Here is a 21,087-nt window from a genome sequence, read left to right as displayed (position 1 = left end):
GCGAAGCAACGGGGACACCACCGCGATGAGCATTCACCTCACCCTGGCGCCCGTCGGCGTGCGGGAGACCGTCGAGATCGGCCTGACCGGCGTCGGCCCGCGCGGTCTCTCGGTGCTGGAACGCCTGTGCGCCAACGCAAGCCGGACACCCGACCGGTCGGTCCGGATCCACCTCGTCGACCCTCACCTCGGCTCCGGCGGCCGGGTGTGGCGGGCCGACCAGTCGCAGCACCTGCTGATGAACACCGTCGCCTCCCAGGTGACGATGTTCGTCGACGAGAGCGTCGACTGCGTCGGCCCGGTCGTGGCCGGGCCGAGTCTGCACCAGTGGGCGCGGGTCGTCGCGCTCTTCCTGCCCGGCTTGCCCGCGTGGGTGCGGGAAGAGGCACTCGGCCTCGGCCCGGACACCTATCCCACCAGGGCGTTCTACGGGCACTACCTGCGCTGGGTGCTCGACCACGTGATCACGTCCGCGCCCGCCAACGTCTCGATCGTCCGGCACGCCGACACGGCCGTCGACCTGGCGGACGACGAGGCGGGGTTGCAGACCCTGACGCTGCGGTCCGGCGAGCGGCTGGCCGGGCTGCACGCGGTGGTCCTCGCGTTGGGGCACCTGGACGTCGTGCCGACCGCCGTGGAGAAGAGCCTCGCGGCCCACGCCGAACGGGCAGGGCTCGTGTACGTCGAGCCCGGCAACCCCGCGGACGCCGATCTCGGTGCGATCGGCGCGGGGGAGCCGGTGATCCTGCGGGGCATGGGGCTCAACTTCTTCGACCACCTCGCGATGCTCACGGCCGGCCGCGGCGGAGTGTTCGTGCGTGAGGAGAACGGCCTGCGGTACGAGCCGTCCGGACTGGAACCGGTGCTGATCGCCGGCTCTCGGCGGGGGATTCCGTACCACGCCCGCGGCGAGAACCAGAAGGGCCCGTTCGGCAGGCACGTGCCGTTGTTCCTGACGGAGGAACGGATCGCCCGCCTGCGCGAGTCGGGACCGCTCGACTTCCTTGAGGACATCTGGCCGTTGGTCGACCGGGAGGTGCGTTCGGTCTACTACGCGGCCCTGGTGACCGAACGCGGTGACGACGCGGCGGCGTTCGTGCGGGAGTTCGCGTCCACTGAGGACGAAGAAGGACTGCTGCGCCGCCACGGGTTGGACGGCGAGCTGACGTGGGACTGGGGCGCGATCGCGTTCCCTGACCGCGGTGTCGAGTTCGAGGGACCTGACCACCACCGCTCGTGGATGCTGTCGTACCTGCGCCACGACGTCGTGGAAGCCAGGCGCGGCAACGTGAGCGGGCCGCTGAAGGCGGCGCTGGACGTGCTGCGGGACCTGCGCAACGAGGTGCGGTTGCTGGTCGACCACGGCGGCCTGACCGGTGACTCCTACCGCGACCAGCTGGACGGCTGGTACACGCCGCTCAACGCGTTCCTGTCGATCGGGCCGCCGGTGCACCGCATCGAGGAGGCGATCGCGTTGATCGAGGCCGGCGTCCTGACCGTGCTCGGCCCGGACATGGTCGTCGAGTGCGGCGAAGACGGCTTCCGCACGTTCAGTCCCCGCGTGCCCGACGCGGTCTACCGAGCGAGGGCGTTGGTGGAGGCGCGGCTGCCCGAGATCGACGCGCGGCGCACGACCGATCCGTTGCTGTCGCGGCTGTTCGGACGGAACTCCTGCGCCCTCAACCGGATTCCGAACCGCGATGGCGGGCACTACGAGACCGGCGGGATCGCCGTGGCGGGCAGACCGTACGCGCTGCTCGACGGTTCTCGGCGGCCGCATCCGAGGCGGTTCGCGTTCGGCGTGCCGACCGAGACCGTGCACTGGGCGACGGCGGCCGGCGTGCGGCCCGGCGTCAACTCGGTCATCCTCGGCGACGCCGACGCGCTGGCGCGGCAGAGCCTGTCGCTCGCCGAGCGCATGATCACAGAGCAGGTGACGGCATGACCGGGGACACGGGATTCCTCTCGCCGGGCTGGGCGGACACGGGAGTCGACCACTTCCTCGACGACCGGGCGTGGCTCGCCGCGATGGTCGAGGTCGAACTGGCGTTGGCACGAGCCCAGGCGAAGGTCGGGATCGTGCCGCCGGACGTGCCGGACGCGATCGCCGCCGCTGCGGACGTGGACCGGTTCGACTGGGAGGCACTGGTCACCGGGGTCCGCGCTACCGGAAACCCGGCCGTCGTGTTCGTCTCTCAACTCACGAAGATCGTGGCCGCGACCAACCAGCGCGCCGCCGACCACGTTCATCGCGGCAGCACCAGCCAGGACATCCTCGACACGGCCACGATGCTCGTCACCCGCCGCGTGCTGGACCGCGTGCACGCTGACCTGTCGCGCGTGGCGAGCGCCCTCGCCGGCCTTTCCGGGACGTACCGGGACACGGTGATGGCCGGGCGCACGCTGACGCAGCACGCGGTGCCGATCACGTTCGGCCTCAAGACCTCGGGGTGGCTCAACTCGGTGATGGACGTGCTCGACCGGTTGGACCGGCTCGCGTTGCCGGTCTCGCTGGGCGGTGCGGCCGGAACCTTGGCGGCGTACCAGGAGTTCGCTGAGGGCGACTGCCTGGACCTGGTCGAGCCGTTCGCCGACGAGCTCGGGCTCACCGTTCCGCTCGTGCCGTGGCACAGCGCCCGGCTGCCGATCGTCGACGTCGGCACGACGCTCGCGGCCGTCACCGGGGTGCTCGGCAAGATCGCCTCGGACGTGGAGGTGCTGACGCGCACGGAGATCGGCGAGGTGGCTGAGCCGCACGCGCCGGGCCGCGGCGCCTCGTCGGCCATGCCCCAGAAGCGCAATCCCGTCTACGTGACCGCGATTCTCGCCGCCGCGCGCCAGGTGCCCCAACTGGTCGCCGTGCTGCACCAGAGCATGGTGGTGCCGGACGAACGGTCTGCGGGTGGCTGGCACGCCGAGTGGCAGCCGTTGCGCGAGTGTCTCCGGCTGGCAGCTGGGGCCGCTCGCAACGCGGCCGAGCTCACGAACGGCCTGTGCGTGTTCCCCGAGCGGATGCGCGAGAACCTCGCGCTGACCGGCGGCGCGGTCGTGTCGGAGCGGCTCAGCGCGGTGCTGACGCCGTTGCTCGGCAAGAGCGAGGCGAAGGCGTTGCTGACCGAGGCCGCCTTCGCCTCGGCGGATAGGCCGGCCGAGTTGCCGTCGATCCTGGCCCGGTTGCTGGCCGAGCGCGGGCACGAAGTTCCCGACGTGGACGGGCTTTGCGACCCGGCGGCCTATCTCGGGGCGTCCGGACGGCTCGTGGACCGGGTGCTCGAACGGTACGAAGAGGTCAACGTGCGGTGACGGTCACCGTGTGGTGGCCGCTCGCGCCGATGGGGAAGGGCGGGCTGGGCACGGAGTTCTGCACGTCGCCGTCGGCGGTGGTGCACCGTGCCCGGACGCGGTGGACGCCGGGGGCGAGGTCGAGGAAGGCTCGCCATCGGCGCCATGCCGCGGGCGCCAGTTCGGCGGCGAGTTCGGCCTTCTGCCAGTCCTGGTCGTCCACCGCGACCTCCACGGCTTGAACGCCTGTCGGGGGCGCCCAGGCGACACCGGTGACCTGAACGGATCCCGCCCTGGTCCGGCGCGGCAGGTGGTCGATCCTGGACAGCGGCCTTATCGGCAGAGGACCGCGCGTCCAGCCGCGTGCGTGCCAGTAGTCGGAGTTGGGTGCCGTCTGGACGCGTAGGCCGGTCACCCACTTCGCGCCGGTGTACTGCCCGTAGAGGCCAGGAACGAAGATCCGCGCCGGGAAGCCGTGCTCGGCGGTGAGCGTGCGGCCGTTGAGGCCGAGCACGACGTAGCCACGGCGTGCCTCGGCCACCGGGATACTGCAATCCCATCCGTCCACCGCCTGGGTGACGAGCAGTCCGTCGTCTGGCGCGGCCTCGTCCAGGAGCCGGGCGAGGGGGACACCGAGCCAGCGGCCGTTGCCGAGCCGGTCCCAGCCCAGGCGGTTGTGCACGCACACCATCGCCGCGTCGAACTCGACCAGCCCGGCCGCGATCAGGTCCTCGTGGCTCAGCGACAGCTCCTTCGCGACCTCGCCGGTGATCGTGAGCCGCCAGGTCTCGACGTCGACGACCGGCGGACGCATGTTCGCGTCGGTCACGTAGAACTCGTCCACCGGGGTGATCAGCGGCGTGACGCCAGGCCAGTCCTCGGCGCCGTCCACGGCCGGTGGCAGGGGATCGCGCGCGAACAGGGGCCTGCCGACGCAAGCGACCTCTTCGCGCAGCTGGCGTTGGGCAGCCAGTGTTATCGCGATAGTCAAGGCGCTCAGGGGGAGCATGACGCGGTTGTTGTGGCGCAGCGCTGCCATAGTGCTGGCCGCACCTGCTGTGACAGCCGCAGTGGCCACGGAGGCGCGTTGCTCAGGAGTAGCCCGGCGCCGGGTCAGCCACCACCCGGTCGCGGCCACCGCGCTCACGACCGCGAGGTCGCGCCCGGTGTGCCGAGGCAGCCGTCCCAGCGCACCGCCCATCGCGACGATCGCGGCCAGAGCGGTCGCGCGGATCACGGGTTTGTCGGACTCCTTCAGCAGCCGCACGACCGGTTCGACCAGCGACCGAGGACCGTGATCGACGACGAACTGGCTGATGGCGTCGAGCGGGGACCTCGATCTCAGCAGGGCGGCGACCGTCTCCGCTGCCGCCAGACCCGACAGCGCCGCAACGAACCCCCGGTTGCCCGATGTACGTCCGCGTCCCATAGTTGCAACATAGGTGTTTCAAATGGGAGGCGCGACCGCTACATGAATGAACGAACCCCGCTGCTCGACGACGCCGTGCTCGCGGCCGCCGCGAAGGTGATCGCCGAACACGGCTGGCACGAGTTCACCCTGGAACGGGTGGCTCAGGCAGCCGGGATCTCCCGCGTCACCCTGTACCGCAAGGGAGCCACCCGCGAACTTCTCGTCGAGGCCCTCGTGGTCGGCGCCGCCCAGGCGTGGCAGGCAGGACTCTGGCCCGCGTTGACCGGACCGGGCACCGCCGCGGAACGCCTGCGCGCCGCCCTGCGCGCGTCGTGCGTTGTGGTGGAACAACACCTGTCGCTGTTGGCCGGCCTGACCAACGCGCCGGACCCGGTCTTCCACCTCGACGGCGGCGACACCCGCAACGTCTACGTGGCGCCGTTCGAACGCCTCCTGCACGACGGCCTCGCCGACGGCTCGCTGCGCGCCACCCTCGACCCGGCCACCACCGCGTTGCTGCTCTTCAACATCGTGCCCCGCACCTACATCCACCTGCGCGCCGCCCACCAGTGGTCCCCGGACCGCACCGCCGAGGCTCTGCTGGACCTGCTCATGCCGGGAGTGCTGCCCGAACGCCCGTGAACGGAGGAGATCGATGGCCACCAGCGTGCAAGAACTCGGTCCGGTCGAAGAGGTCGAGTTGCCCGAGGGACGCATCCAGTACCACTCGCGCGGCGAGGGGCCTCCGATCGTCTTCGTGCACGGCATCATCGCCAACGCCGATGTCTGGCGGCACATCGTCCCCGCGTTCGCCGACCGCTACCGCTGCATCACCCCGGACTGGCCGCTGGGCGGCCACCGCCTGCCGATGCGCGAGGGCACCGACTTCTCGCTCTACGGCTTGGCGGACCTCGTCGACCGCACCCTGGAGGCTCTGGGGCTGGACGAGGTCACGTTGGTGGGCAACGACACCGGAGGGGCGGTGTGCCAGGCGGTGGCGGCCCGGCACCCAGCCCGGCTCGCCCGTCTCGTCCTGACGCCGTGCGACGCTTTCAACAACTTCCTGCCGCTGCCGATCAAGCACCTCCAACTGACCGGCCGCACGCCTGTGGGCCTGAAGCTCCTCGCTGAGACGTTGAGGTTCCGGCTCGTACAGCGCATGCCGATCTCGTTCGGGCTGCTGACCCGCCGCCCGATCCCTGCCGACATCATGGCCAGCTACACCGCGCCGCTGCGCGAGGAACCGTTGGTGCGCAGGGACTTCGCTCAGCTCGTTCGCGCGATCTCGACCCGGTACACGCTGGACGCCGCCGAGGCGTTGAACCGGTTCGACCGTCCCGTGTTGTTGCCGTGGGCACGGCAGAGCTTCTTCCCCGTGGCACACGGCGAGCGTCTCGCCGGCAAGCTGCCCAACGCGACGTTGCGGATCATCGAGGACTCCGGCCCGTTCGTGACCGAAGACCAGCCGCGCCAACTCATCGCGTTGATGGAGGAGTTTCTTGCGGCAACGGAGCGCCGCGAGGTGCTTTGATACCTCGATGACGGTCGCCGCGTTCGTGATCTCGTGCCTGGGCTTCGTCGTCGCCTGCCTTGCCGCCTGGTACGGCCGCGGGCAGAAACGCGCGGCCGAGAACTCCGCGAAGGAGGCCAAGCGCTCAGCCGACGCGGCCGTGGCTCTCGCCGAGGTCGAGGCTGCTCGCCGTGCGGAGGAGATGGCGGAATCCGAACGTGGTCGCGTTCGCTTTCTGCTCGACCATGAAGGTGGCCAGCGGTACCTGCTTCGGAATGTAGGAACTGACACCGCGTACGGCGTTCAAGTTGATTCGGACGGGATGGGTGTCCAAGACGAGATCACTGAGTTCGCCGAGTTCGAGGCGCAGACCGAACACAGGTACTTCCTCGTGAGGACTCTTGGGACGGCAGCGAATGCTCGCGTGACCGTCTCGTGGCATCTGGCTGAAGATCTGTCCGACGAACCTCGATCGGTAAAGCTCCTCGGGCCCTAGGTCAAGGACGACGTGCGCTCTTCCTGCGTTGGAACCAAAGCCAAAGCGCGGCAACAGCGCCGATGGCCCCGAGCACGAACAACAGGTTGAACGAGCCGGTCGAGCTGGACCCCGTGGTGCGACTGACCTCTGGAACGGACCGTTGCAACGACTGCGGTTCCGCGCTTGTCGCCGCGGTGTCCGGTGCAGGCGCGGACTTGCCGAGCACCTCCGCTGAGGGCAACGCGGCGAAGTCCACCAGGCCGGTCTTCTCCAGCACGGAGATGTGGTCGAAGACGGTGTTCATCGTCTGCGCGGCCATCTTGCGCACGAGTTCGTTCTTCGTGCCGGCGCGGATCTGCGCGGCGAAGCCGTAGACCTTGCCGTGGGCGGCGCGCAACCGGTTCACGAAGGTCCGCTCGTACTCGTCGCCCTGGGTGTTGCTGAGCTCGGTCAGCCAGCCCGACTGGTCGGAGTTCGGCTGGTTGGGGAGCTCGACGCCGAGCGCCTGGCCGCCGTTGCGGATCATCTGGTCGAGCGCGGTGTGCCCGTCGATCAGGTGCTGCCCGGCCTCGAGGATCTTGGGGTTCTGGGACTTCTGCATCGCCTGTTGCCCGGCGGGCAGTTCCCAGAGCCCGGCCAGCCGGACCTTCGAGATGAAGTCGCGGTCGCCCGCGCCGAGCGGCCCCCACTTCGTCTGCACGACCTCGTCACCCTTGCCGCCGCTGCCGAGCGGGGCCGCAGGGAGGCTCTCGGTCAGAGCGGGCGCGGGCGGGGCGCTGGACATATCGTGCTGGGCCGCCGCGCTGTCCGGTGTCGCGAACGGCATCGCGAGGGCGATCACGACGGCCGCGAGCCGACGCGTCCTCGACTTGACTGTGCTTTCCGCCATACCCGTATCTACGAACCACGGTAGTAGATGGTTCAAGGCGAGTGCTCTACTAATGTGAATAGTAGATCATTGGTCCTGTGTGGAGGTAGAGATGAGCGAGAGGTCGGCCTCGAACTGGTCGCGACGGACGATCGTGGTCGCGGTGAGCGTCGCGTTGTTGCTGCTCGGCGCAGCGGGCGGCATCGCGCTGGCCCGCACGAGTTCGCCTTCGGGAGCGCCGACCGCGGTCGACATCGGGTTCGCGCAGGACATGTCGGTGCACCACCTGCAGGCCGTGCAGATGGCCAACCTCGCCGAGGAGCGCAGCCAGGACGCGGCGGTGCGGCAGCTCGCCTTCGACATCTCGTCGGGGCAGCTCGAGCAGGTCGGGCGCATGAAGGGCTGGCTGGGCATGTGGGGCGAGCTGGAGCAGGCTCCGGCGGGGCAGCAGATGACGTGGATGGCCGGTGAGCATGCCGGGATGTCCGGTATGAGCACGAGCATGCCCGGTATGGCGACCTCGCAGGAGCTCGCGAAGCTGCGTGGGCTGAGCGGCCCGGAGTTCGACGTGTTCTTCCTGGAGTTGATGACCCGCCATCACGAAGGCGGGATCTCCATGGCGCGCTACGGGGCGGACAACGCCTCCGTCCCGGTCGTGCGCGGACTGGCCGCCTCGATCGCGGCCAGTCAGGAAACCGAGGTGCGCACGCTCAAGGAAATGCTGGCCGCTCGACGGTGATCACGGGTGAACGGGTTGCTCGTGAGCCGCGTGACTCTCGGGCTCCAGCTGGAACGTGGAGTGCTCGACGTCGAAGTGGCCCGCGAGGCAGGTCTGGAGCTGGTCGAGCATCTGCGGTGCGTGCCCGTCGAGGAAGCACTCGTCCTCGACGACGATGTGCGCCGACAACACGGGCATGCCCGAGGTCACCGTCCACGCGTGCAGGTCGTGCACGTCGCGAACGTGCGGCACGCCGAGGATGTGCTGCCGCACCTCGTCGAGGTCGACGTCCTTGGGGGCGGCTTCGAGCAGCACGTCCACGGCCGCGCGGAGTAGGCTGAACGCGCGGGGGAGGATCAGTAGTCCGATCAGGACGGCCACGATCGCGTCGGCGCGGGTGAAGCCGGTGAACATCGCGATCAGCGCGGCCGCGATGACGCCGACCGACGCCAAGGTGTCGGTCATGACTTCGAGGAACGCGCCGCGCATGTTCAGGCTGGCGTTCTGGGCCTTGAACAGCAACATCATCGACGCCACGTTGCCGACGAGGCCGATGATGCCGAACACGAGCATCGAGCCGCTCTGCAGTGCGGGCGGCTCGGTCAGTCGCGAGATCGACTCGTACATGATGTAGGCGCCGAGCCCGAGCAGCACGGCGGCGTTGACCGCGGCAGCCAGGATCTCCGCGCGCGCCAAGCCGAACGTCCGCTTCGCCGTGGGCGGCCGCGCGGCCAGCGTGATCGCGACCAGGGCGAGGGCGACGCCGGCCGAGTCGGTGAGCATGTGGCCGGCGTCCGCGAGCAGCGCGATGCTGCCGGACAACAACGCGCCGATGACCTGCACGACCATGATGCTCGCCGTGATCGCGAGCACGCCGATGAGGCGCCCGCGGTGCTGGCCTCCGGCGGTCACGTGACCGTGCCCGTGTCCAGTTCCCACTTCGAAGGTCCTTCCCGGTGAAGCATGCATACATAGCAATCTGTGCATGAATGCTAGCAGCCGTCAGGGCTGCGTGCCTCTCCTGGACAACGCCTCGCTGAGCAGTTCGGCTTCATGGTCGGTAGCGAGGCGTGCGAAGTGCAGTAATACGGCCTCGGGATCCGCGGAGGACGCGACCACCTCGCGAAGCGCGCGCACTGCTGCTTCCGTGCGGCTCAGAGCGGCTTCGTACTTGTAGGCCTTGCCGTCGCGCTCGCGGGTGACCCACTCCTTGCGGTGCAGGTTGTCGAGCACGGTCAGAACCGTCGTGTAGGCGCGGGTGCGTCCGTCGCGAAGTTCGTTGAGCACGTCTCGGACCTTCAGTGGCTTCGGCGCCTGCCACAGCACGTCCATGACCGCTGCTTCCAGGTTGCCGAGTCCGTGCATGACTCCTCCTGGCCGGGCTCGCCGCGCTCTTACTATCGAGCATAGTATCTTGTTGACCTAATACTAATGTGCATAGTAGAAAATCGCTGTTCCCGACACGGAGGTGTACGCGACGTGACGTCGCAAGTGGCTCGGCACGTCCAGGCGCGGCCTTCGTCGCGTCGTGCGGTCAACCTGGTGATCTTCGGAGTGGCCGCCGGTGCGGCCGCGGCGGCGTTCCAGACGAACGCGCCGGCTTCGTCGGAGGTCGATTCCCCGGACACCCGCCTGTTGTCGGCCAATCTCTCCGATGCGTACACCGGAGTCGGCGGCGACGTCGACAAGCCGCAGTTGCTCGCGCTGCGCCCGCCGCCGCACGAAGGCGACGTGCAGCAGCTCACCAAGAGTCTGCGGATGTCCGAGCAGCGAGAAGCCGAGGAAGCAGCCCGCCTCAAGGCCGAGCGAGAGGCCGAAGAGCGCCGCAAGATCAAGGTCTTCGCCCCCACCTCAGGAACGCTGACGTCGGCCTACGGTCCGAGGTGGGGCGGCACGCACTACGGCCTCGACATCGCCAACCAGATCGGCACGCCCATCCGGTCCGTGATGGACGGAGTGGTGATCGACGCCGGCCCCGCGAGCGGCTTCGGGCTGTGGGTGAGGATCCGCCACACGGACGGAACCGTCGCCGTGTACGGCCACATCAACAGCTATTCGGTCAACGAGGGCCAGCAGGTCAGCGCCGGCCAGGTCATCGCCGAGGTCGGCAACCGCGGCAACTCGACCGGGCCGCACCTGCACTTCGAACTCTGGGACCAGGCAGGCCGCAAAGCCGATCCGCTGGCGTGGCTGCGGTCCTTCGGCGTCCAGATCTGACCAGGAGCAACAGTCATGACCGTCACCGCACAGCCCGTGCCCGTCGCCCAGGCGGCGAAACGGGTGAAGGGTTCTTTCCTGCTGCGAATGTTCCGCACAACGGACCACAAGCAGATCGGCATCCTCTACCTGGTCACGAGCTTCGCGTTCTTCCTCGCGGGCGGCGTGATGGCGTTGCTGATCCGCACCGAGCTCGCCAGGCCGGGCATGCAGTTCCTGTCGAACGAGCAGTACAACCAGCTGTTCACCATGCACGGCACGATCATGCTGCTGCTCTACGCGACGCCCATCCTGTTCGGCTTCGCGAACTTCATCCTGCCCCTGCAGATCGGCTCACCGGACGTAGCGTTCCCGCGGCTGAACGCCTTCTCCTACTGGCTCTACCTGTTCGGCGGCCTCATCGTCGTCTCCGGCTTCATCACACCGGGCGGCGCCGCGGACTTCGGCTGGTTCGCCTACACGCCGCTGTCGAGCGCGATCCACTCACCAGGAGTCGGCGCCGACCTGTGGATCTCCGGCCTCCTGATCAGCGGCCTCGGAACGATTCTCGGCGCGGTCAACATGATCACCACCGTGGTGTGCCTGCGCGCGCCCGGCATGACCATGTTCCGGATGCCGATCTTCACCTGGAACATCCTGGTGACCAGCCTGCTGATCCTCATCGCGTTCCCGATCCTCACCGCCGCCCTGTTCGGCCTGCTCGCCGACCGACACCTCGGCGCCCACGTCTTCGACCCTGCCAACGGCGGCGTGATCCTCTGGCAACACCTCTTCTGGTTCTTCGGCCACCCCGAGGTCTACATCGTGGCGTTGCCGTTCTTCGGCATCGTCTCGGAGATCTTCCCCGTCTTCAGCCGAAAACCCCTCTTCGGCTACAAAGGACTGATCTTCGCGACACTCGGCATCGCGGCCCTGTCCGTCGCCGTGTGGGCGCACCACATGTACGCCACCGGCGCCGTGGTGCTGTCGTTCTTCGCCTTCATGACGTTCCTCATCGCGGTCCCGACCGGCATCAAGTTCTTCAACTGGATCGGCACGATGTGGAAGGGTCAGCTCACCTTCGAGTCGCCGATGCTCTTCTCGCTGGGCTTCCTGGTGACGTTCCTCTTCGGCGGCCTCTCGGGCGTCCTGCTGGCATCACCACCCATCGACTTCAACCTGTCCGACACCTACTTCGTCGTGGCGCACTTCCACTACGTCCTGTTCGGCACCATCGTGTTCGCCACCTACGCCGGCATCTACTTCTGGTTCCCGAAGATCACCGGCCGCATGCTCGACGAGAACCTCGCCAAGCTGCACTTCTGGACCACCTTCCTCGGCTTCCACGCCACGTTCCTGGTCCAGCACTGGTTAGGCAACCAGGGCATGCCCCGCCGCTACGCCGACTACCTCCCGACCGACAACTTCACCACGCTCAACATGATCTCCACCGCGGGCGCCTACCTCCTCGGCGTCTCCACGCTCCCGTTCATCTGGAACGTCTTCCGCAGCTACCGCTACGGCGAGCGAGTGACCGTCGACGACCCCTGGGGCTTCGGCAACTCGCTGGAGTGGGCAACGTCCTGCCCGCCACCGCGCCACAACTTCACCGAACTACCCCGAATCCGTTCCGAGCGCCCGGCGTTCGAACTCCACTACCCGCACATGATCGAACGCATCCGACGAGAAGCCCACATCGGTGGCACGGCAGGACACGACGGCCCAGCAGCACCCTCAGAACTTGCAGCTGAAGCAGTCGACCCGGCAGGCGACCGTCCGAAGAAACCCTGAGCTGAAGAGGACTTCTCAGCATCCGTCGTCCTTTTACAGACGATTGTCGTTGAGTCTGTGGCTGAGAGGCCGCTGGGCCGCCTGCGTGAAGTAGCAAGGAGCCGGCAGGGGAAGTTCCTGCCGGCTGAGGGAGCTAGATCTGTCGCAGCACGTGAAACGGCACGAGCTGGTCAACGACGCGCAGCTTGTTCTGCCGCCCGTCGGCATAGCCGATCTCGTAGTTGACGACGCCGAGCCAGTCGCCCTCGACGCCGGGGAAGCGCCCGTGGAGCTGGCCGACCGCCGTGCCGGTCAGGTCAAGGCCGGTCGCGATCACGTGCCGCGTGGCACCAGGGGCTCGTGCGAACAGCCGGTCCAGGTCGACCGCGACGCCGGTGACCACCGGTCGCCGCCCGTGGACGTCGTCGCCATCCCAGATCGTGTACGGCGTCTTAAGCATGTTGGACGGCTGTCGGTGGCAAAGCGGCTTGTGGACGGCGCAAGGCGAGCTCGAAGTAGCGCTCCTCGGACAGCTCGGCCTGGCTGGGAGCCGGTGCCGTGGTCGCCAGCCTCCAGGCGTGGTCGGAGTCATCGGCCGCGCACGCGAGGCAGCTGATGCGGGCCTCGCCGTCTTGGACGACCGCGCGGAACTGCGAGTGGCCGAGCGCGTGTCGGCCGAGCTTGCACCTCGCGGGGAGGACGGCGACCAGTCCGCCGATCGAGTCGTACCTGTACGTGAGCTTCCCGTCCATTTGGGACGGTTCGAGCAGCTGCCGATCCATGGCCGGAGAACCTATCAGTGTTCTCGCACGTATGTTCGACCGGACGTGTGCGGCTCTTCCGGGGTACATCGAACTGCGGCCGAGCCGCTGGCTGCTAGCTGGCCCTCTTGCGGGCTAGCTGGCTTCGACGTGCTTGTTGTCGAGCGCGTTCGCTCTGGTCGTAGGTCAGGAACTGGTGCGTCAGCGTCGCGCGAAGCGTGGGATCGGCGATCTTCAACCGCTGTACTCGCTTGTCGGGACGTGAGTGACAGGCCGCGTACCTGATCAGGTCGACCGCGTCCACGCGGTATCGAAGCGCCAGTTCTGCCAGCATGATCAGGGTGGGGACCGTCAGGCCGTTCTCGTAGTTCGAGAGCGTGGCCATGGATACGGGCGTGGCCTCCTGCGCTTCGAGAAGACTCCAACCGCGATCCGCGCGAGCCTCGCGTAGTGCTTTGCCGAGAGCCACCGGGTACGGCTGTCGCTCAAGGAACCGCCCGTACGCGATGTCGATGTCGAGTCCGCGATCCTCAAGGAGATCTCGTAGCGTCGTGTCATCGGCCAACTGCAACAAAGAACGTGCGCGGACGGTACTTGCTTCGGGCATCTCGAAGTAGTCCTGGGCGGGGTAGCTGTCGAGGTCCACTCGTCGTGACACCACCCGCATGGTGGTGAATCGACGGATCTGCTTCAGCACGTCGGCGGCCTTGAGCTCGGTCAGTTCGACCAGCCTCGCGATGGTCACTTCGTGACCGATTCGCTCGAGCATCGCGGTCAGCACGAGAGCGCCTCGGCGGTTCCAGGAAAGGCGAGGATCGGCGGGAATCCGATCAACGATCTTCATCGACCGTCTCCTGACGCAGGTAGAACCGTCGGGCCTGAGTTGGACAACTCGGCGCAGCGCAAGGCTTCGCCGAACCAGGCAGCATGCCTCTCCAGCTTTCGTGCTGCGGCAGTCACCAGGACGGCAAGTACCTCGAACGTGCCTTCGCCGCGCAGGGCGGTGATGGCAGCTTCGATCGAGGCCGGGTTTCCTGCCGCGTAAGCGGAAACGAGAACCGACGCTGCTCTCACGTTCTGCTGCCACGCATGACGATCCTCGTCGTCGAGTTCATCGGGGAGGGAGAAGGACATCGGGAAGCTGATCGGCGACCGCAGGTGCTCACGCGGCACTCCGTCGAGCAGAAGCTTCGCCAGGAGGCTGGCGGCCGAGACCGCGACCTGTTCGTCGTCATGGGAGACGATGAGTTCCAGCGCTTGCTCAACGAGGTCTGGTTCAGCTTTCAGCTGATGGCCCACCGCGCGCAGGCACAAGCTCGTCGCGCCGCTTTCCAGACCGTGCTTACGCAGCCTGATTTCGTCCAACGCGATCTGCTCGGTACCCGCAGGCGCGTACTGGGAGTCGTCGGAGTGTTGGAGCGTCACGGCTGCAACACCAACTCGGTGGTGCGAGCAGCAGTCGCCCTGAAAACCGACGCGTCGCCCATGGAGCAGCTCTGCCGTGGCCACGGCAGAATTCCTTCTTCTGCGCGCCAGATGAGGTCGCACCTGTTGCAGGTCGGCCACCAACGCCCCTCTGCCGGCCACTCGTAGGGCCCCGCCATCAAACCGATACCGCACAAGGTCAAGCCGATGGCGTTCGGAACCAGCGTCTGGAGGACGGCGTGACGAGCCCCGTCATAGGGTTGCCATCTGTAGTTCCTAGGCATGTCCGATCACTTCCCGAGAACGTCTACATGAAGCCGCACAAGAAAACTTGGTAGGGCTCCATGCAAAACGACGGCTCTCGGAAGGACCAGATCATCAATCTGCCATCGCCTAGCAGCCATCTGCCATCAAGTGCCTTCTACCTGCGTGAACGTCTATGTCGCCCGACCGGGTGAAATGGAGGTTCTTCGGTCGGAACGCCTGCCCCAGACGAGTTCCAAGCTAGGCTGACCAGTGACAACACCCTGATTTCGTGCTTAGGGAGTCCAATGCCGACGCCGAGAACAGAGCTGGTCGAGCTACGCGGAGCTTGGGGGCTCTCCCAAGAAGAGCTGGCAGCGCTGGCCGGCATCAGCGTGAGCACCCTTGGCCGCTGGGAACGAGGCGAGACCAAGAACCCGACGCCGAACCTCAAGGCGCTCCTCTCGAAGGCGCTGAAGATCGAGTCGGCCAAGGAACTGGTGGAAGTGCTGCGGCCCACCGGCTCGGGCTTCGCTGTCAACAACGCCGGTGTTGCCGATGCTGGGGCGACGCCGAACGCACAGGTTGCTGTTTCCGTTGGTAATGCAGACGATCTGGGTCGGGTGCATGCCGTTGTACCTCGCCTGAGGCGGGTACTTGACGCGTTCGATCTTCCAGAAGATGGACCCACGCGTCCCCTGGGCGAGATACGTGCGGACGTGGTTCGGGCCAACGAACATCGGCTGGAGGCGAGGTACGGAGTCCTCGCGGATGAGCTTCCTGGTCTTCTGACAGAGCTGGCCCGAGCGAGTCAGCTCGTCGTGGGCGAAGAGCAACGGCAGCAGGTCGCCTCCCTGCGAGCGCTGGCTTTTCGCGCCGCGGACGGACTGGCGTTCAAGTTCGGGTATCTCGATCTGTCAGCTCGCCTCATCGACCTCATGCGACAGTCGGCGGCCGCGGCAGACGACAGCTTGCTGGTTGCCGCGTCGGAGTACGTCCGCACCGAGAATTTCTTCGCCAACGGAGACCTCTTCACGGGAGGTCGAGCCCTCGTCAAGGCCGCGAACGCAGTGGCCCTGTCCAATCGAGACTTGCCGGACGTCGCTGCGGCATACGGATCCCTCCACATGCGAGCCGCAGTAGTCGTAGGGCGAATCGGTGACGGTCGTGCGGCGACGGATCACCTGCGTGAAGCTCGGCGTGCTGCCGAGAGGGCTCCTGAGGGCGTGTACCACGGCACGGCTTTCGGCCCGCACTCGATTCGGATCCACGAACTCGCTGTTGCCGCGGAATTGCAGGATCCCGCAGGCGTTGAACGCGCTTCGGCGTGGCAGCCGCCCATGGAGCTTCCGGCAGAACGGCGTTCTCACTACTACATCGACCTAGGACGAGCCCAACTCGCTCTTGGGCGTTATGACGACGCCCACGGTTCGATCGAGATGGCACGCATAGCTGCTCCTCAGCACGCGCGGGAGCACCCGCAGGTCAGGAGCACAGTCGGTGCGCTCCTCCAGTTGCGGCCAGGGCACAGCAGGGTCGTCGAGCTCGCGGCTTGGGCTGGAGCGCGAGCAGTCTGAGGTGCTGCTCGTCAGCTCGCGAGCAGCGAGGGCAGCTCGTTCAAAGAGCTGATGACCCAGTCCGCATCGCGCTGCACCAGTGGGTCGTCGGCCCACAGGTGGCCCCACGGTCCACGCCGGATCAGGACGGTCCGAAGCCCTGCGGCCTTCGCCGGAACAACGTCGTTGTCGCGGTGGTCGCCGACGTACACGATCTCGGATGCTGGCTTCTGCGACATGTCGACGACTCGGTCGAAGAACTCCTTCGCGGGCTTTGCGACACCCCACTCCCCAGAGGTGGCGACCTTGTCGGCAGGTAGGGCAAGTGCTCGAAGAAGATCCCCGGTGCGCGCCGTCTGATTGCCGGCGACTCCCACCCACATGCCGAGTTCACGCAGCGCTTCGAGGCTGGAGCGCACGTCTGGGTAGAGGTCTTCCTCTTCGATGCGTTCGCCGAGCCCGGCTTCCTCGCGGAGCTGTCGTTCGTGTGCCACGTCGAAGCCGGGGCGGAAGTACTGGAAGGTCTCCGCGTTGTCTCGTCCTGCCGCGGTCACCGCGCCCAGCACCGTCGAGAAGGTGTGGCGCGGAACGCCGATCCAGTCCGCCCACGCACCCCACTCGCGCGAATCGTCCAGCAGCGTCTCGCCGACATCGAACACGACAGCAGTGACCATGCCCCAACTCTTACGGCATCGAGCCCGTCAGGGCGAACCCGCAGCAGGCTCAGGCGACCGCACCGGTCCTACGTGCGAACGCCTGCAGACCAGGCATGCGGTGGGCCGTCGGGTGTTGCAGGAGGCTGGTGGTGATGTTCTGAATCGGCTTGCGGTAACGGACTTCGTCTCGGGAAGCCTGCTCGGCGGCAAGCAGTGCCCGATAGCTGTGCTCGGGTTTGTTCCACTCGTGGAAGGCGTGCGCTACGTCGGACCAGTAGCGGGCGCGGCGCTCTGCGAGCGGGATGGAGGCGGGATCGATCTGCTTCGCGACGTCGATCGCGGTGCCGTAGTCACCCAGGGCTCGAGCCACGCTGATTCGGTAGAGCCCGACGCCGGTCGGGCCGAACGCGGTGAACCGGTGGTTGGCGTCTGAACCGAGCCGCGTCGCAGCCTCGACGGCCTCGGCGGTCAACGACCGGGCGGAGTCGCGATCTCCGTCGACAGCCGCGGTGTAGGCCGAGGTGGACAGCAGGGTGCCGTACACCGACAGATGCTCTGGGCCTCGGTGCAGCTTGGGTTGCAGAGCCGCGATGGTGCTGGAGATCAGGCGCTGGGCGGCATCGGCATGTCCGGTGCGCCGCAGGACGATCGCCCATGCGCGGTGAGCAGCGGCCTGGGTGAGGAGGTCGTCCGAGTCGTGTGCCGCCTGCATCGCCCGGTCCGCGGTGGTCCAGGCGAGGTGCTTGAGGTCGAGCTTGACAGTCAGCTCGGATGCCAGCGTGTACGCGTCGGCGAGCAGGGCGTTGGCGGAGGGCTTGTCGTCGTTCTCGGCTCGCGTCGCCAGTGCGGTGGACACCAGACGAGGCAGCTGCGTCGCGGCCTCGGTGTAGCGGCCCAGCTGGAAGACCGACTTGGCCTCGGCGACGCTGGTCCGCAGCTGGGCGATGGTGACCGGCGTGGCGTTCTTGACGGGCGGATCGAGCAAGGCGCGTTCGAGCGCGCTGACGGGGTTGGCACTGGCCAAGGACGGAGTGGCGGTGCCCAGCACCGAGGCGCCGGCCAGGCCCGTCAGTCCCGCAAGCAACGTGCGACGACGCATGGGATCGGTCTCCTCGTCCGGCGCCAAGTTGACGTTGACCCTAGCGACGGGACGCGGTGCATGCACGGACGGTGACGCTGTGTCGGACAGGCCCAGCAGGTGCGGTGGGATCTGGAGCGCGATCGACAGGCGGCGGAGCACCTCCACGTCGCGCAACCGCTGCTTGCCTCGCTCCAGCCGGGACAAGGTGGAGATGGAGTAGCCGCAAAGCTTTGCCAGCTCTTCAAGGGTGAGTGGCGTGGCTTGCCGAACGGCACGCACGATCGCGCCGTAGTTGCCCGCTTCGGCAGCGGCGCGTACCTCTTCCGACTCCCAGGCGGCACGGGTCGGATCCATGGCCGGCTCTCCTCACTCAGAGCTGGACTTGCGAGCGTACCCAAACGATCACGGTCCCTGCCAGCCGGTTTGCACACCTTGCAAAACGACGGTCAACCTCAGCAACGGTGCTGGTCAGCGAGCCGTTGGAGGCCGTGTCCTGGGACCTGCTGCGGCAGCCCACCCATTCCTGCCGCAGAGGGAGGGGACACGATGAGCACCGTTGAAATCGCAGAACCGACACCGTCCGGCACACCGTATTTCGGTCCGGAGATGTCCGCGATCGAGCTTGACCGCGAAGGCCTTCTGCAGGTCGACCGTCACGTCGTGATCAGCCGATACGCGATCTTCGTGCCGTTCGACGAGCTGGGTACTCCACGGCCGGTCACGATCCACGCGGGCGCCGTGGTGGGCCCGTTCGCTGTTGTCCACGGCGGTGCCAGGATCGGTGAGCAGGCCAGGATCGAAGAGCACGCGGTCGTCGGCAAGCCCGAACTCGGCTACGCGGTCGGGAAGCTTCGTCCTGGCACCGGTGGCGACACGGTCATCGGGCCGGGGGTCACCGTTCGATCCGGCGCGGTCGTGTACGCCGAGGTCGAGATCGGCGTGAACTCGCTGATCGGGCACCACACGTTGCTGCGCACCGCCGTCCAGATCGGTGCGGACACGCAGCTCGGCCACCACCTCACCGTCGAACGCGAGACCCGCATCGGCCGTGACGTGCGCTGCTCGCCTGGTTCACACATCACCAGCTCGACCGTGCTGGCCGACAAGGTCTTCCTCGGCGCCGGAGTCCGCACCATCAACGACAAGACGCTGACCTGGCGAAACCCGCTCCGCGAGCCTGCCCTCGCGGCCCCGCGGTTCGAAGCGGGCGCCAAGGTCGGCAGTGGCTGTGTGGTCATGGCGGGAGTGACCGTCGGTGAGAACGCGCTGGTCGGCGCCGGATCCCTGATCACTCGCGACATCCCGCCGGGCGTGCTGGCCTACGGCCATCCCGCACGGGTTCACGGGGAGGCACCGTGATGAGCGAACCTGGATCGGCGGGCAAATCGATCACAACCTGGCTGGAGCCCCTGCGTTCGGTGCTCGACCCCTGCAGGCGAGTCGACTGGGGCAGGTTGACGGCGTTGGGAGACGCGCTGGATCAGGCCCTCGCAAACCATCCGGTCGGCGCGGATCTGCCTGCCGGGGCCGAACGCAGTCGCCGACTTCGCGCTGTCCGGCGTGAGCTGGCCGCGCGGGGCCACTCGTCTGGCGAGCCGGGTCTCTTCCAACTCCTGGTGCAATTTGTCTGCGGCTACAGCGACATCGACCTGCGCGATGCCACCGGACTGGGCCACGGAACGCTGATCGCTCGCCACGGCAGCCCTCAGACCCGTGAACGGTGGCTCCCACGGCTCGGCGCAGGCGAGCTCGCGGGGATCGCCATCACCGAACCGCACGGCGGCTCGCGACCGGCGGAGACCCGTACCAGCGCGGCCGTCGGCGAGGACGGCACGTGGTTGGTGAACGGATGCAAAACCTGGATCAGTCGTCTCACCGAGGCAACCGTCTTCGTGGTGTTCTTCCGGGCCCCGGACGGGCAGCTGGTCGCCGCTGCGGTCGACGCCGCGCAGCCAGGCCTGCGCCGACGGCCGATTCCACCGACCGGACTGGCCGGCTGGACCTGGGGCGTCCTCGAACTGGACGCCGTCAGGGTGCACCAGGAGGACGTGCTCCACGGGGACGGGATGGCGTTGCTGCGCGAGCACTTCGCCGGTTACCGGCCCCTGGTCACCGCTACCGCGCTGGGAGGTGCGGCCGCGGTCTTCGACACCGTCGCCGAGAGGCTGTCCGCCCGGCAGACGTCCGGGGAGCTGGCGCGACTGCGGGACTCAGCGTTGATCAGCCTTGGCCGCGCGCACGTCCAGCTCGTGACCTCACTCCTCGGCACCGTGATGGCCGCACGCTTCGCCGAGGTCGGCCACGTCGAGGCGGAGCTGTGGGGAGCGGCGACGAAGGCCCACGGCATCGACACCGCCAACTCGGTCGTCAGTGACCTCGCGTTGCTGCTGGGCGCATCCGGCTTCCGGGCTGACTGTCAGGCGTCCAAGATCCGTCGTGACTTGAGCGGCCTGCTCTTCGCCGATGGCATTCACGACAGCCTGTATCGAACTGCCGGACGGCATCACACGACGAGCGCGAACCCGGTGGTTCCTGCTCCGCGTGCTCGGCTGGAGCCGGTCTCGATGACCGCGTAGCAACAGGGCCAGCGGGTCAGGCGACGCGCTGGCCCTGTTCGCACAGCGCGGTCGTGCCTTGCTCGGCGGCGTGCAGCGCAACTACCAGCCGGTCTGCGAGCAGAGGCTTCAGCTTCTCCCGTGCCTCGGCAGTGGTGTGGAATCCGGCGGAGAGGATCTCGCCGTCCGGGAACACCATGCCCACCAGGTCGGTCTCGTCGAGGACGCCACCGTCGAAGACGAACACCACGCCCTCGGGGCGAGAGTCCTGCGGACGCACGTAGTCCACCACCAGCAGGCGGCCCAGTGGCCGCTCCCACCCGAGTTCCTCGGCGAGCTCACGCGTTGCGGTCGCCCACGGCGACTCGTCGGCGTCCACTGCGCCGCCAGGAATCTCCCAGTTGGGCTTGTACGACGGCTGGAGCAGCAGCACCCGGCCTGCCTTGTCCCGGAACAGAACCCCGGCCGCCATGCGCTTCTTGGCCAAGCCTGCGACGTACTGCTCGACCGGAAGCACTTCGGGTGCGGCAGGAACTGCAGAGTCCGATGTGGTCACCGCGGCACCCTAGCCAGCACG

At 67.6% G+C, this 21,087-nt stretch carries 22 protein-coding genes and 1 pseudogene; 11 read left to right on the top strand and 12 right to left on the bottom strand.

The window, feature by feature from the left end; all coding sequences use genetic code 11:
* Nucleotides 1-25 precede the first annotated feature (25 nt).
* Entirely contained in the window at nucleotides 26-1,945 is a 1,920-nt protein-coding gene (locus ABZX02_RS07200; RefSeq protein WP_355295694.1) for an FAD/NAD(P)-binding protein, read from the top strand.
* Nucleotides 1,942-3,303 (top strand): 3-carboxy-cis,cis-muconate cycloisomerase, encoded by a 1,362-nt coding sequence (pcaB, locus tag ABZX02_RS07195; protein ID WP_355295692.1) that lies wholly within the window; start codon nucleotides 1,942-1,944, stop codon nucleotides 3,301-3,303. The genes ABZX02_RS07200 and pcaB overlap by 4 nt, the downstream gene beginning before the upstream one ends.
* Here pcaB and ABZX02_RS07190 read toward each other — a convergent pair.
* Nucleotides 3,290-4,711, bottom strand: coding sequence for a molybdopterin-dependent oxidoreductase (locus ABZX02_RS07190; protein WP_355295691.1), 1,422 nt, complete (start codon nucleotides 4,709-4,711; stop codon nucleotides 3,290-3,292). The two genes, pcaB and ABZX02_RS07190, sit on opposite strands and share 14 nt — an antisense overlap.
* Nucleotides 4,712-4,753: 42 nt before the next feature.
* On the opposite strand from ABZX02_RS07190, the gene ABZX02_RS07185 reads away from it, so the two are divergent.
* From ABZX02_RS07185 to ABZX02_RS07175, 3 genes are read left to right on the top strand one after another with little or no spacing between them, the layout of a single operon-like run.
* Nucleotides 4,754-5,335: a TetR/AcrR family transcriptional regulator gene (locus ABZX02_RS07185; RefSeq protein ID WP_355295689.1), complete on the top strand. Its 582-nt coding sequence runs from the start codon at nucleotides 4,754-4,756 to the stop codon at nucleotides 5,333-5,335.
* 13 nt (nucleotides 5,336-5,348) lie between these two features.
* Nucleotides 5,349-6,224: an alpha/beta hydrolase gene (locus ABZX02_RS07180; RefSeq protein ID WP_355295687.1), complete on the top strand. Its 876-nt coding sequence runs from the start codon at nucleotides 5,349-5,351 to the stop codon at nucleotides 6,222-6,224.
* Nucleotides 6,225-6,231: 7 nt separating this feature from the next.
* The gene (locus ABZX02_RS07175) at nucleotides 6,232-6,699 is read left to right on the top strand and encodes a hypothetical protein (RefSeq protein WP_355295685.1); all 468 of its coding nucleotides are present in this window, start codon (nucleotides 6,232-6,234) and stop codon (nucleotides 6,697-6,699) included.
* A 1-nt stretch (nucleotide 6,700) separates the two neighbouring features.
* On the opposite strand, the gene ABZX02_RS07170 is transcribed toward ABZX02_RS07175, so the two are convergent.
* Entirely contained in the window at nucleotides 6,701-7,570 is an 870-nt protein-coding gene (locus ABZX02_RS07170) for a DUF4142 domain-containing protein (RefSeq protein ID WP_355295684.1), read from the bottom strand.
* Between the two features lie 91 nt (nucleotides 7,571-7,661).
* Here ABZX02_RS07170 and ABZX02_RS07165 point away from each other — a divergent pair, with 91 nt between their 5' ends.
* Entirely contained in the window at nucleotides 7,662-8,288 is a 627-nt protein-coding gene (locus ABZX02_RS07165; protein ID WP_355295682.1) for a DUF305 domain-containing protein, read from the top strand.
* On the opposite strand, the gene ABZX02_RS07160 is transcribed toward ABZX02_RS07165, so the two are convergent.
* Both ABZX02_RS07160 and ABZX02_RS07155 read right to left on the bottom strand, forming a co-directional pair.
* Nucleotides 8,289-9,206, bottom strand: a complete 918-nt coding sequence (locus ABZX02_RS07160; RefSeq protein ID WP_355295681.1) for a cation diffusion facilitator family transporter — start codon at nucleotides 9,204-9,206, stop codon at nucleotides 8,289-8,291. It abuts the gene before it with no gap.
* A 63-nt stretch (nucleotides 9,207-9,269) separates the two neighbouring features.
* Complete coding sequence (locus tag ABZX02_RS07155) at nucleotides 9,270-9,632, bottom strand: BlaI/MecI/CopY family transcriptional regulator (protein WP_355295679.1); 363 nt, start codon at nucleotides 9,630-9,632, stop codon at nucleotides 9,270-9,272.
* 114 nt (nucleotides 9,633-9,746) lie between these two features.
* On the opposite strand from ABZX02_RS07155, the gene ABZX02_RS07150 reads away from it, so the two are divergent.
* Both ABZX02_RS07150 and ctaD read left to right on the top strand, forming a co-directional pair.
* Entirely contained in the window at nucleotides 9,747-10,484 is a 738-nt protein-coding gene (locus tag ABZX02_RS07150) for a M23 family metallopeptidase (RefSeq protein WP_355295677.1), read from the top strand.
* 15 nt (nucleotides 10,485-10,499) lie between these two features.
* Nucleotides 10,500-12,254 carry a cytochrome c oxidase subunit I gene (gene ctaD / locus ABZX02_RS07145; protein WP_355295675.1) on the top strand — a complete coding sequence of 585 codons (1,755 nt, stop codon included), beginning with the start codon at nucleotides 10,500-10,502 and terminating at the stop codon, nucleotides 12,252-12,254.
* A 133-nt stretch (nucleotides 12,255-12,387) separates the two neighbouring features.
* On the opposite strand, the gene ABZX02_RS07140 is transcribed toward ctaD, so the two are convergent.
* The 5 genes and pseudogenes from ABZX02_RS07140 to ABZX02_RS07120 form a co-directional block, all read right to left on the bottom strand.
* Nucleotides 12,388-12,693: a hypothetical protein gene (locus tag ABZX02_RS07140; protein WP_355295673.1), complete on the bottom strand. Its 306-nt coding sequence runs from the start codon at nucleotides 12,691-12,693 to the stop codon at nucleotides 12,388-12,390.
* On the bottom strand, nucleotides 12,686-13,015 hold the full coding sequence (locus ABZX02_RS07135) for a hypothetical protein (protein ID WP_355295672.1): 330 nt from the start codon (nucleotides 13,013-13,015) through the stop codon (nucleotides 12,686-12,688). The genes ABZX02_RS07140 and ABZX02_RS07135 overlap by 8 nt, the downstream gene beginning before the upstream one ends.
* Nucleotides 13,016-13,109: 94 nt before the next feature.
* Nucleotides 13,110-13,838 (bottom strand): helix-turn-helix transcriptional regulator, encoded by a 729-nt coding sequence (locus ABZX02_RS07130; RefSeq protein ID WP_355295670.1) that lies wholly within the window; start codon nucleotides 13,836-13,838, stop codon nucleotides 13,110-13,112.
* Entirely contained in the window at nucleotides 13,835-14,560 is a 726-nt protein-coding gene (locus ABZX02_RS07125) for a hypothetical protein (RefSeq protein WP_355295853.1), read from the bottom strand. Before ABZX02_RS07125 ends, ABZX02_RS07130 begins: the two co-directional genes overlap by 4 nt.
* An 8-nt stretch (nucleotides 14,561-14,568) precedes the next feature.
* Nucleotides 14,569-14,703: pseudogene (locus ABZX02_RS07120) on the bottom strand (hypothetical protein); the annotation flags it as partial.
* Between the two features lie 267 nt (nucleotides 14,704-14,970).
* On the opposite strand from ABZX02_RS07120, the gene ABZX02_RS07115 reads away from it, so the two are divergent.
* Nucleotides 14,971-16,239 (top strand): helix-turn-helix domain-containing protein, encoded by a 1,269-nt coding sequence (locus ABZX02_RS07115; protein ID WP_355295668.1) that lies wholly within the window; start codon nucleotides 14,971-14,973, stop codon nucleotides 16,237-16,239.
* Nucleotides 16,240-16,250: 11 nt separating this feature from the next.
* On the opposite strand, the gene ABZX02_RS07110 is transcribed toward ABZX02_RS07115, so the two are convergent.
* Nucleotides 16,251-16,892 carry an HAD family hydrolase gene (locus ABZX02_RS07110; RefSeq protein ID WP_355295667.1) on the bottom strand — a complete coding sequence of 214 codons (642 nt, stop codon included), beginning with the start codon at nucleotides 16,890-16,892 and terminating at the stop codon, nucleotides 16,251-16,253.
* A 49-nt stretch (nucleotides 16,893-16,941) separates the two neighbouring features.
* Nucleotides 16,942-18,309: a helix-turn-helix domain-containing protein gene (locus tag ABZX02_RS07105; protein ID WP_355295665.1), complete on the bottom strand. Its 1,368-nt coding sequence runs from the start codon at nucleotides 18,307-18,309 to the stop codon at nucleotides 16,942-16,944.
* A 306-nt stretch (nucleotides 18,310-18,615) separates the two neighbouring features.
* On the opposite strand from ABZX02_RS07105, the gene ABZX02_RS07100 reads away from it, so the two are divergent.
* Nucleotides 18,616-19,314: a hypothetical protein gene (locus ABZX02_RS07100; RefSeq protein ID WP_355295663.1), complete on the top strand. Its 699-nt coding sequence runs from the start codon at nucleotides 18,616-18,618 to the stop codon at nucleotides 19,312-19,314.
* Nucleotides 19,314-20,531 carry an acyl-CoA dehydrogenase gene (locus tag ABZX02_RS07095; protein ID WP_355295661.1) on the top strand — a complete coding sequence of 406 codons (1,218 nt, stop codon included), beginning with the start codon at nucleotides 19,314-19,316 and terminating at the stop codon, nucleotides 20,529-20,531. The genes ABZX02_RS07100 and ABZX02_RS07095 overlap by 1 nt, the downstream gene beginning before the upstream one ends.
* 16 nt (nucleotides 20,532-20,547) lie before the next feature.
* On the opposite strand, the gene ABZX02_RS07090 is transcribed toward ABZX02_RS07095, so the two are convergent.
* The gene (locus ABZX02_RS07090) at nucleotides 20,548-21,066 is read right to left on the bottom strand and encodes an NUDIX hydrolase (RefSeq protein WP_355295660.1); all 519 of its coding nucleotides are present in this window, start codon (nucleotides 21,064-21,066) and stop codon (nucleotides 20,548-20,550) included.
* Nucleotides 21,067-21,087 lie beyond the last annotated feature (21 nt).

Source organism: Lentzea sp. NPDC003310, from assembly GCF_040610935.1.
Classification (GTDB): Bacteria; Actinomycetota; Actinomycetes; order Mycobacteriales; family Pseudonocardiaceae; genus Lentzea.
Note: the sequence above shows the minus strand (reverse complement) of the source record. Positions and strands in the feature narration are given on the sequence as shown.

What these genes read in the sequence shown, in the direction of transcription:
- ABZX02_RS07190 (WP_355295691.1), bottom strand. Translation starts at nt 4,711, where the DNA reads ATGGGACGCGGACGTACATCGGGCAACCGGGGGTTCGTTGCGGCGCTG.
- ABZX02_RS07105 (WP_355295665.1), bottom strand. Translation starts at nt 18,309, where the DNA reads ATGGATCCGACCCGTGCCGCCTGGGAGTCGGAAGAGGTACGCGCCGCT.
- ABZX02_RS07170 (WP_355295684.1), bottom strand. Translation starts at nt 7,570, where the DNA reads ATGGCGGAAAGCACAGTCAAGTCGAGGACGCGTCGGCTCGCGGCCGTC.
- ABZX02_RS07165 (WP_355295682.1), top strand. Translation starts at nt 7,662, where the DNA reads ATGAGCGAGAGGTCGGCCTCGAACTGGTCGCGACGGACGATCGTGGTC.
- ABZX02_RS07130 (WP_355295670.1), bottom strand. Translation starts at nt 13,838, where the DNA reads ATGAAGATCGTTGATCGGATTCCCGCCGATCCTCGCCTTTCCTGGAAC.
- ABZX02_RS07135 (WP_355295672.1), bottom strand. Translation starts at nt 13,015, where the DNA reads ATGGATCGGCAGCTGCTCGAACCGTCCCAAATGGACGGGAAGCTCACG.
- ctaD (WP_355295675.1), top strand. Translation starts at nt 10,500, where the DNA reads ATGACCGTCACCGCACAGCCCGTGCCCGTCGCCCAGGCGGCGAAACGG.
- ABZX02_RS07155 (WP_355295679.1), bottom strand. Translation starts at nt 9,632, where the DNA reads ATGCACGGACTCGGCAACCTGGAAGCAGCGGTCATGGACGTGCTGTGG.
- ABZX02_RS07140 (WP_355295673.1), bottom strand. Translation starts at nt 12,693, where the DNA reads ATGCTTAAGACGCCGTACACGATCTGGGATGGCGACGACGTCCACGGG.
- ABZX02_RS07110 (WP_355295667.1), bottom strand. Translation starts at nt 16,892, where the DNA reads ATGGTCACTGCTGTCGTGTTCGATGTCGGCGAGACGCTGCTGGACGAT.
- ABZX02_RS07115 (WP_355295668.1), top strand. Translation starts at nt 14,971, where the DNA reads ATGCCGACGCCGAGAACAGAGCTGGTCGAGCTACGCGGAGCTTGGGGG.
- ABZX02_RS07185 (WP_355295689.1), top strand. Translation starts at nt 4,754, where the DNA reads ATGAATGAACGAACCCCGCTGCTCGACGACGCCGTGCTCGCGGCCGCC.
- pcaB (WP_355295692.1), top strand. Translation starts at nt 1,942, where the DNA reads ATGACCGGGGACACGGGATTCCTCTCGCCGGGCTGGGCGGACACGGGA.
- ABZX02_RS07095 (WP_355295661.1), top strand. Translation starts at nt 19,314, where the DNA reads ATGAGCGAACCTGGATCGGCGGGCAAATCGATCACAACCTGGCTGGAG.
- ABZX02_RS07200 (WP_355295694.1), top strand. Translation starts at nt 26, where the DNA reads ATGAGCATTCACCTCACCCTGGCGCCCGTCGGCGTGCGGGAGACCGTC.
- ABZX02_RS07180 (WP_355295687.1), top strand. Translation starts at nt 5,349, where the DNA reads ATGGCCACCAGCGTGCAAGAACTCGGTCCGGTCGAAGAGGTCGAGTTG.
- ABZX02_RS07175 (WP_355295685.1), top strand. Translation starts at nt 6,232, where the DNA reads ATGACGGTCGCCGCGTTCGTGATCTCGTGCCTGGGCTTCGTCGTCGCC.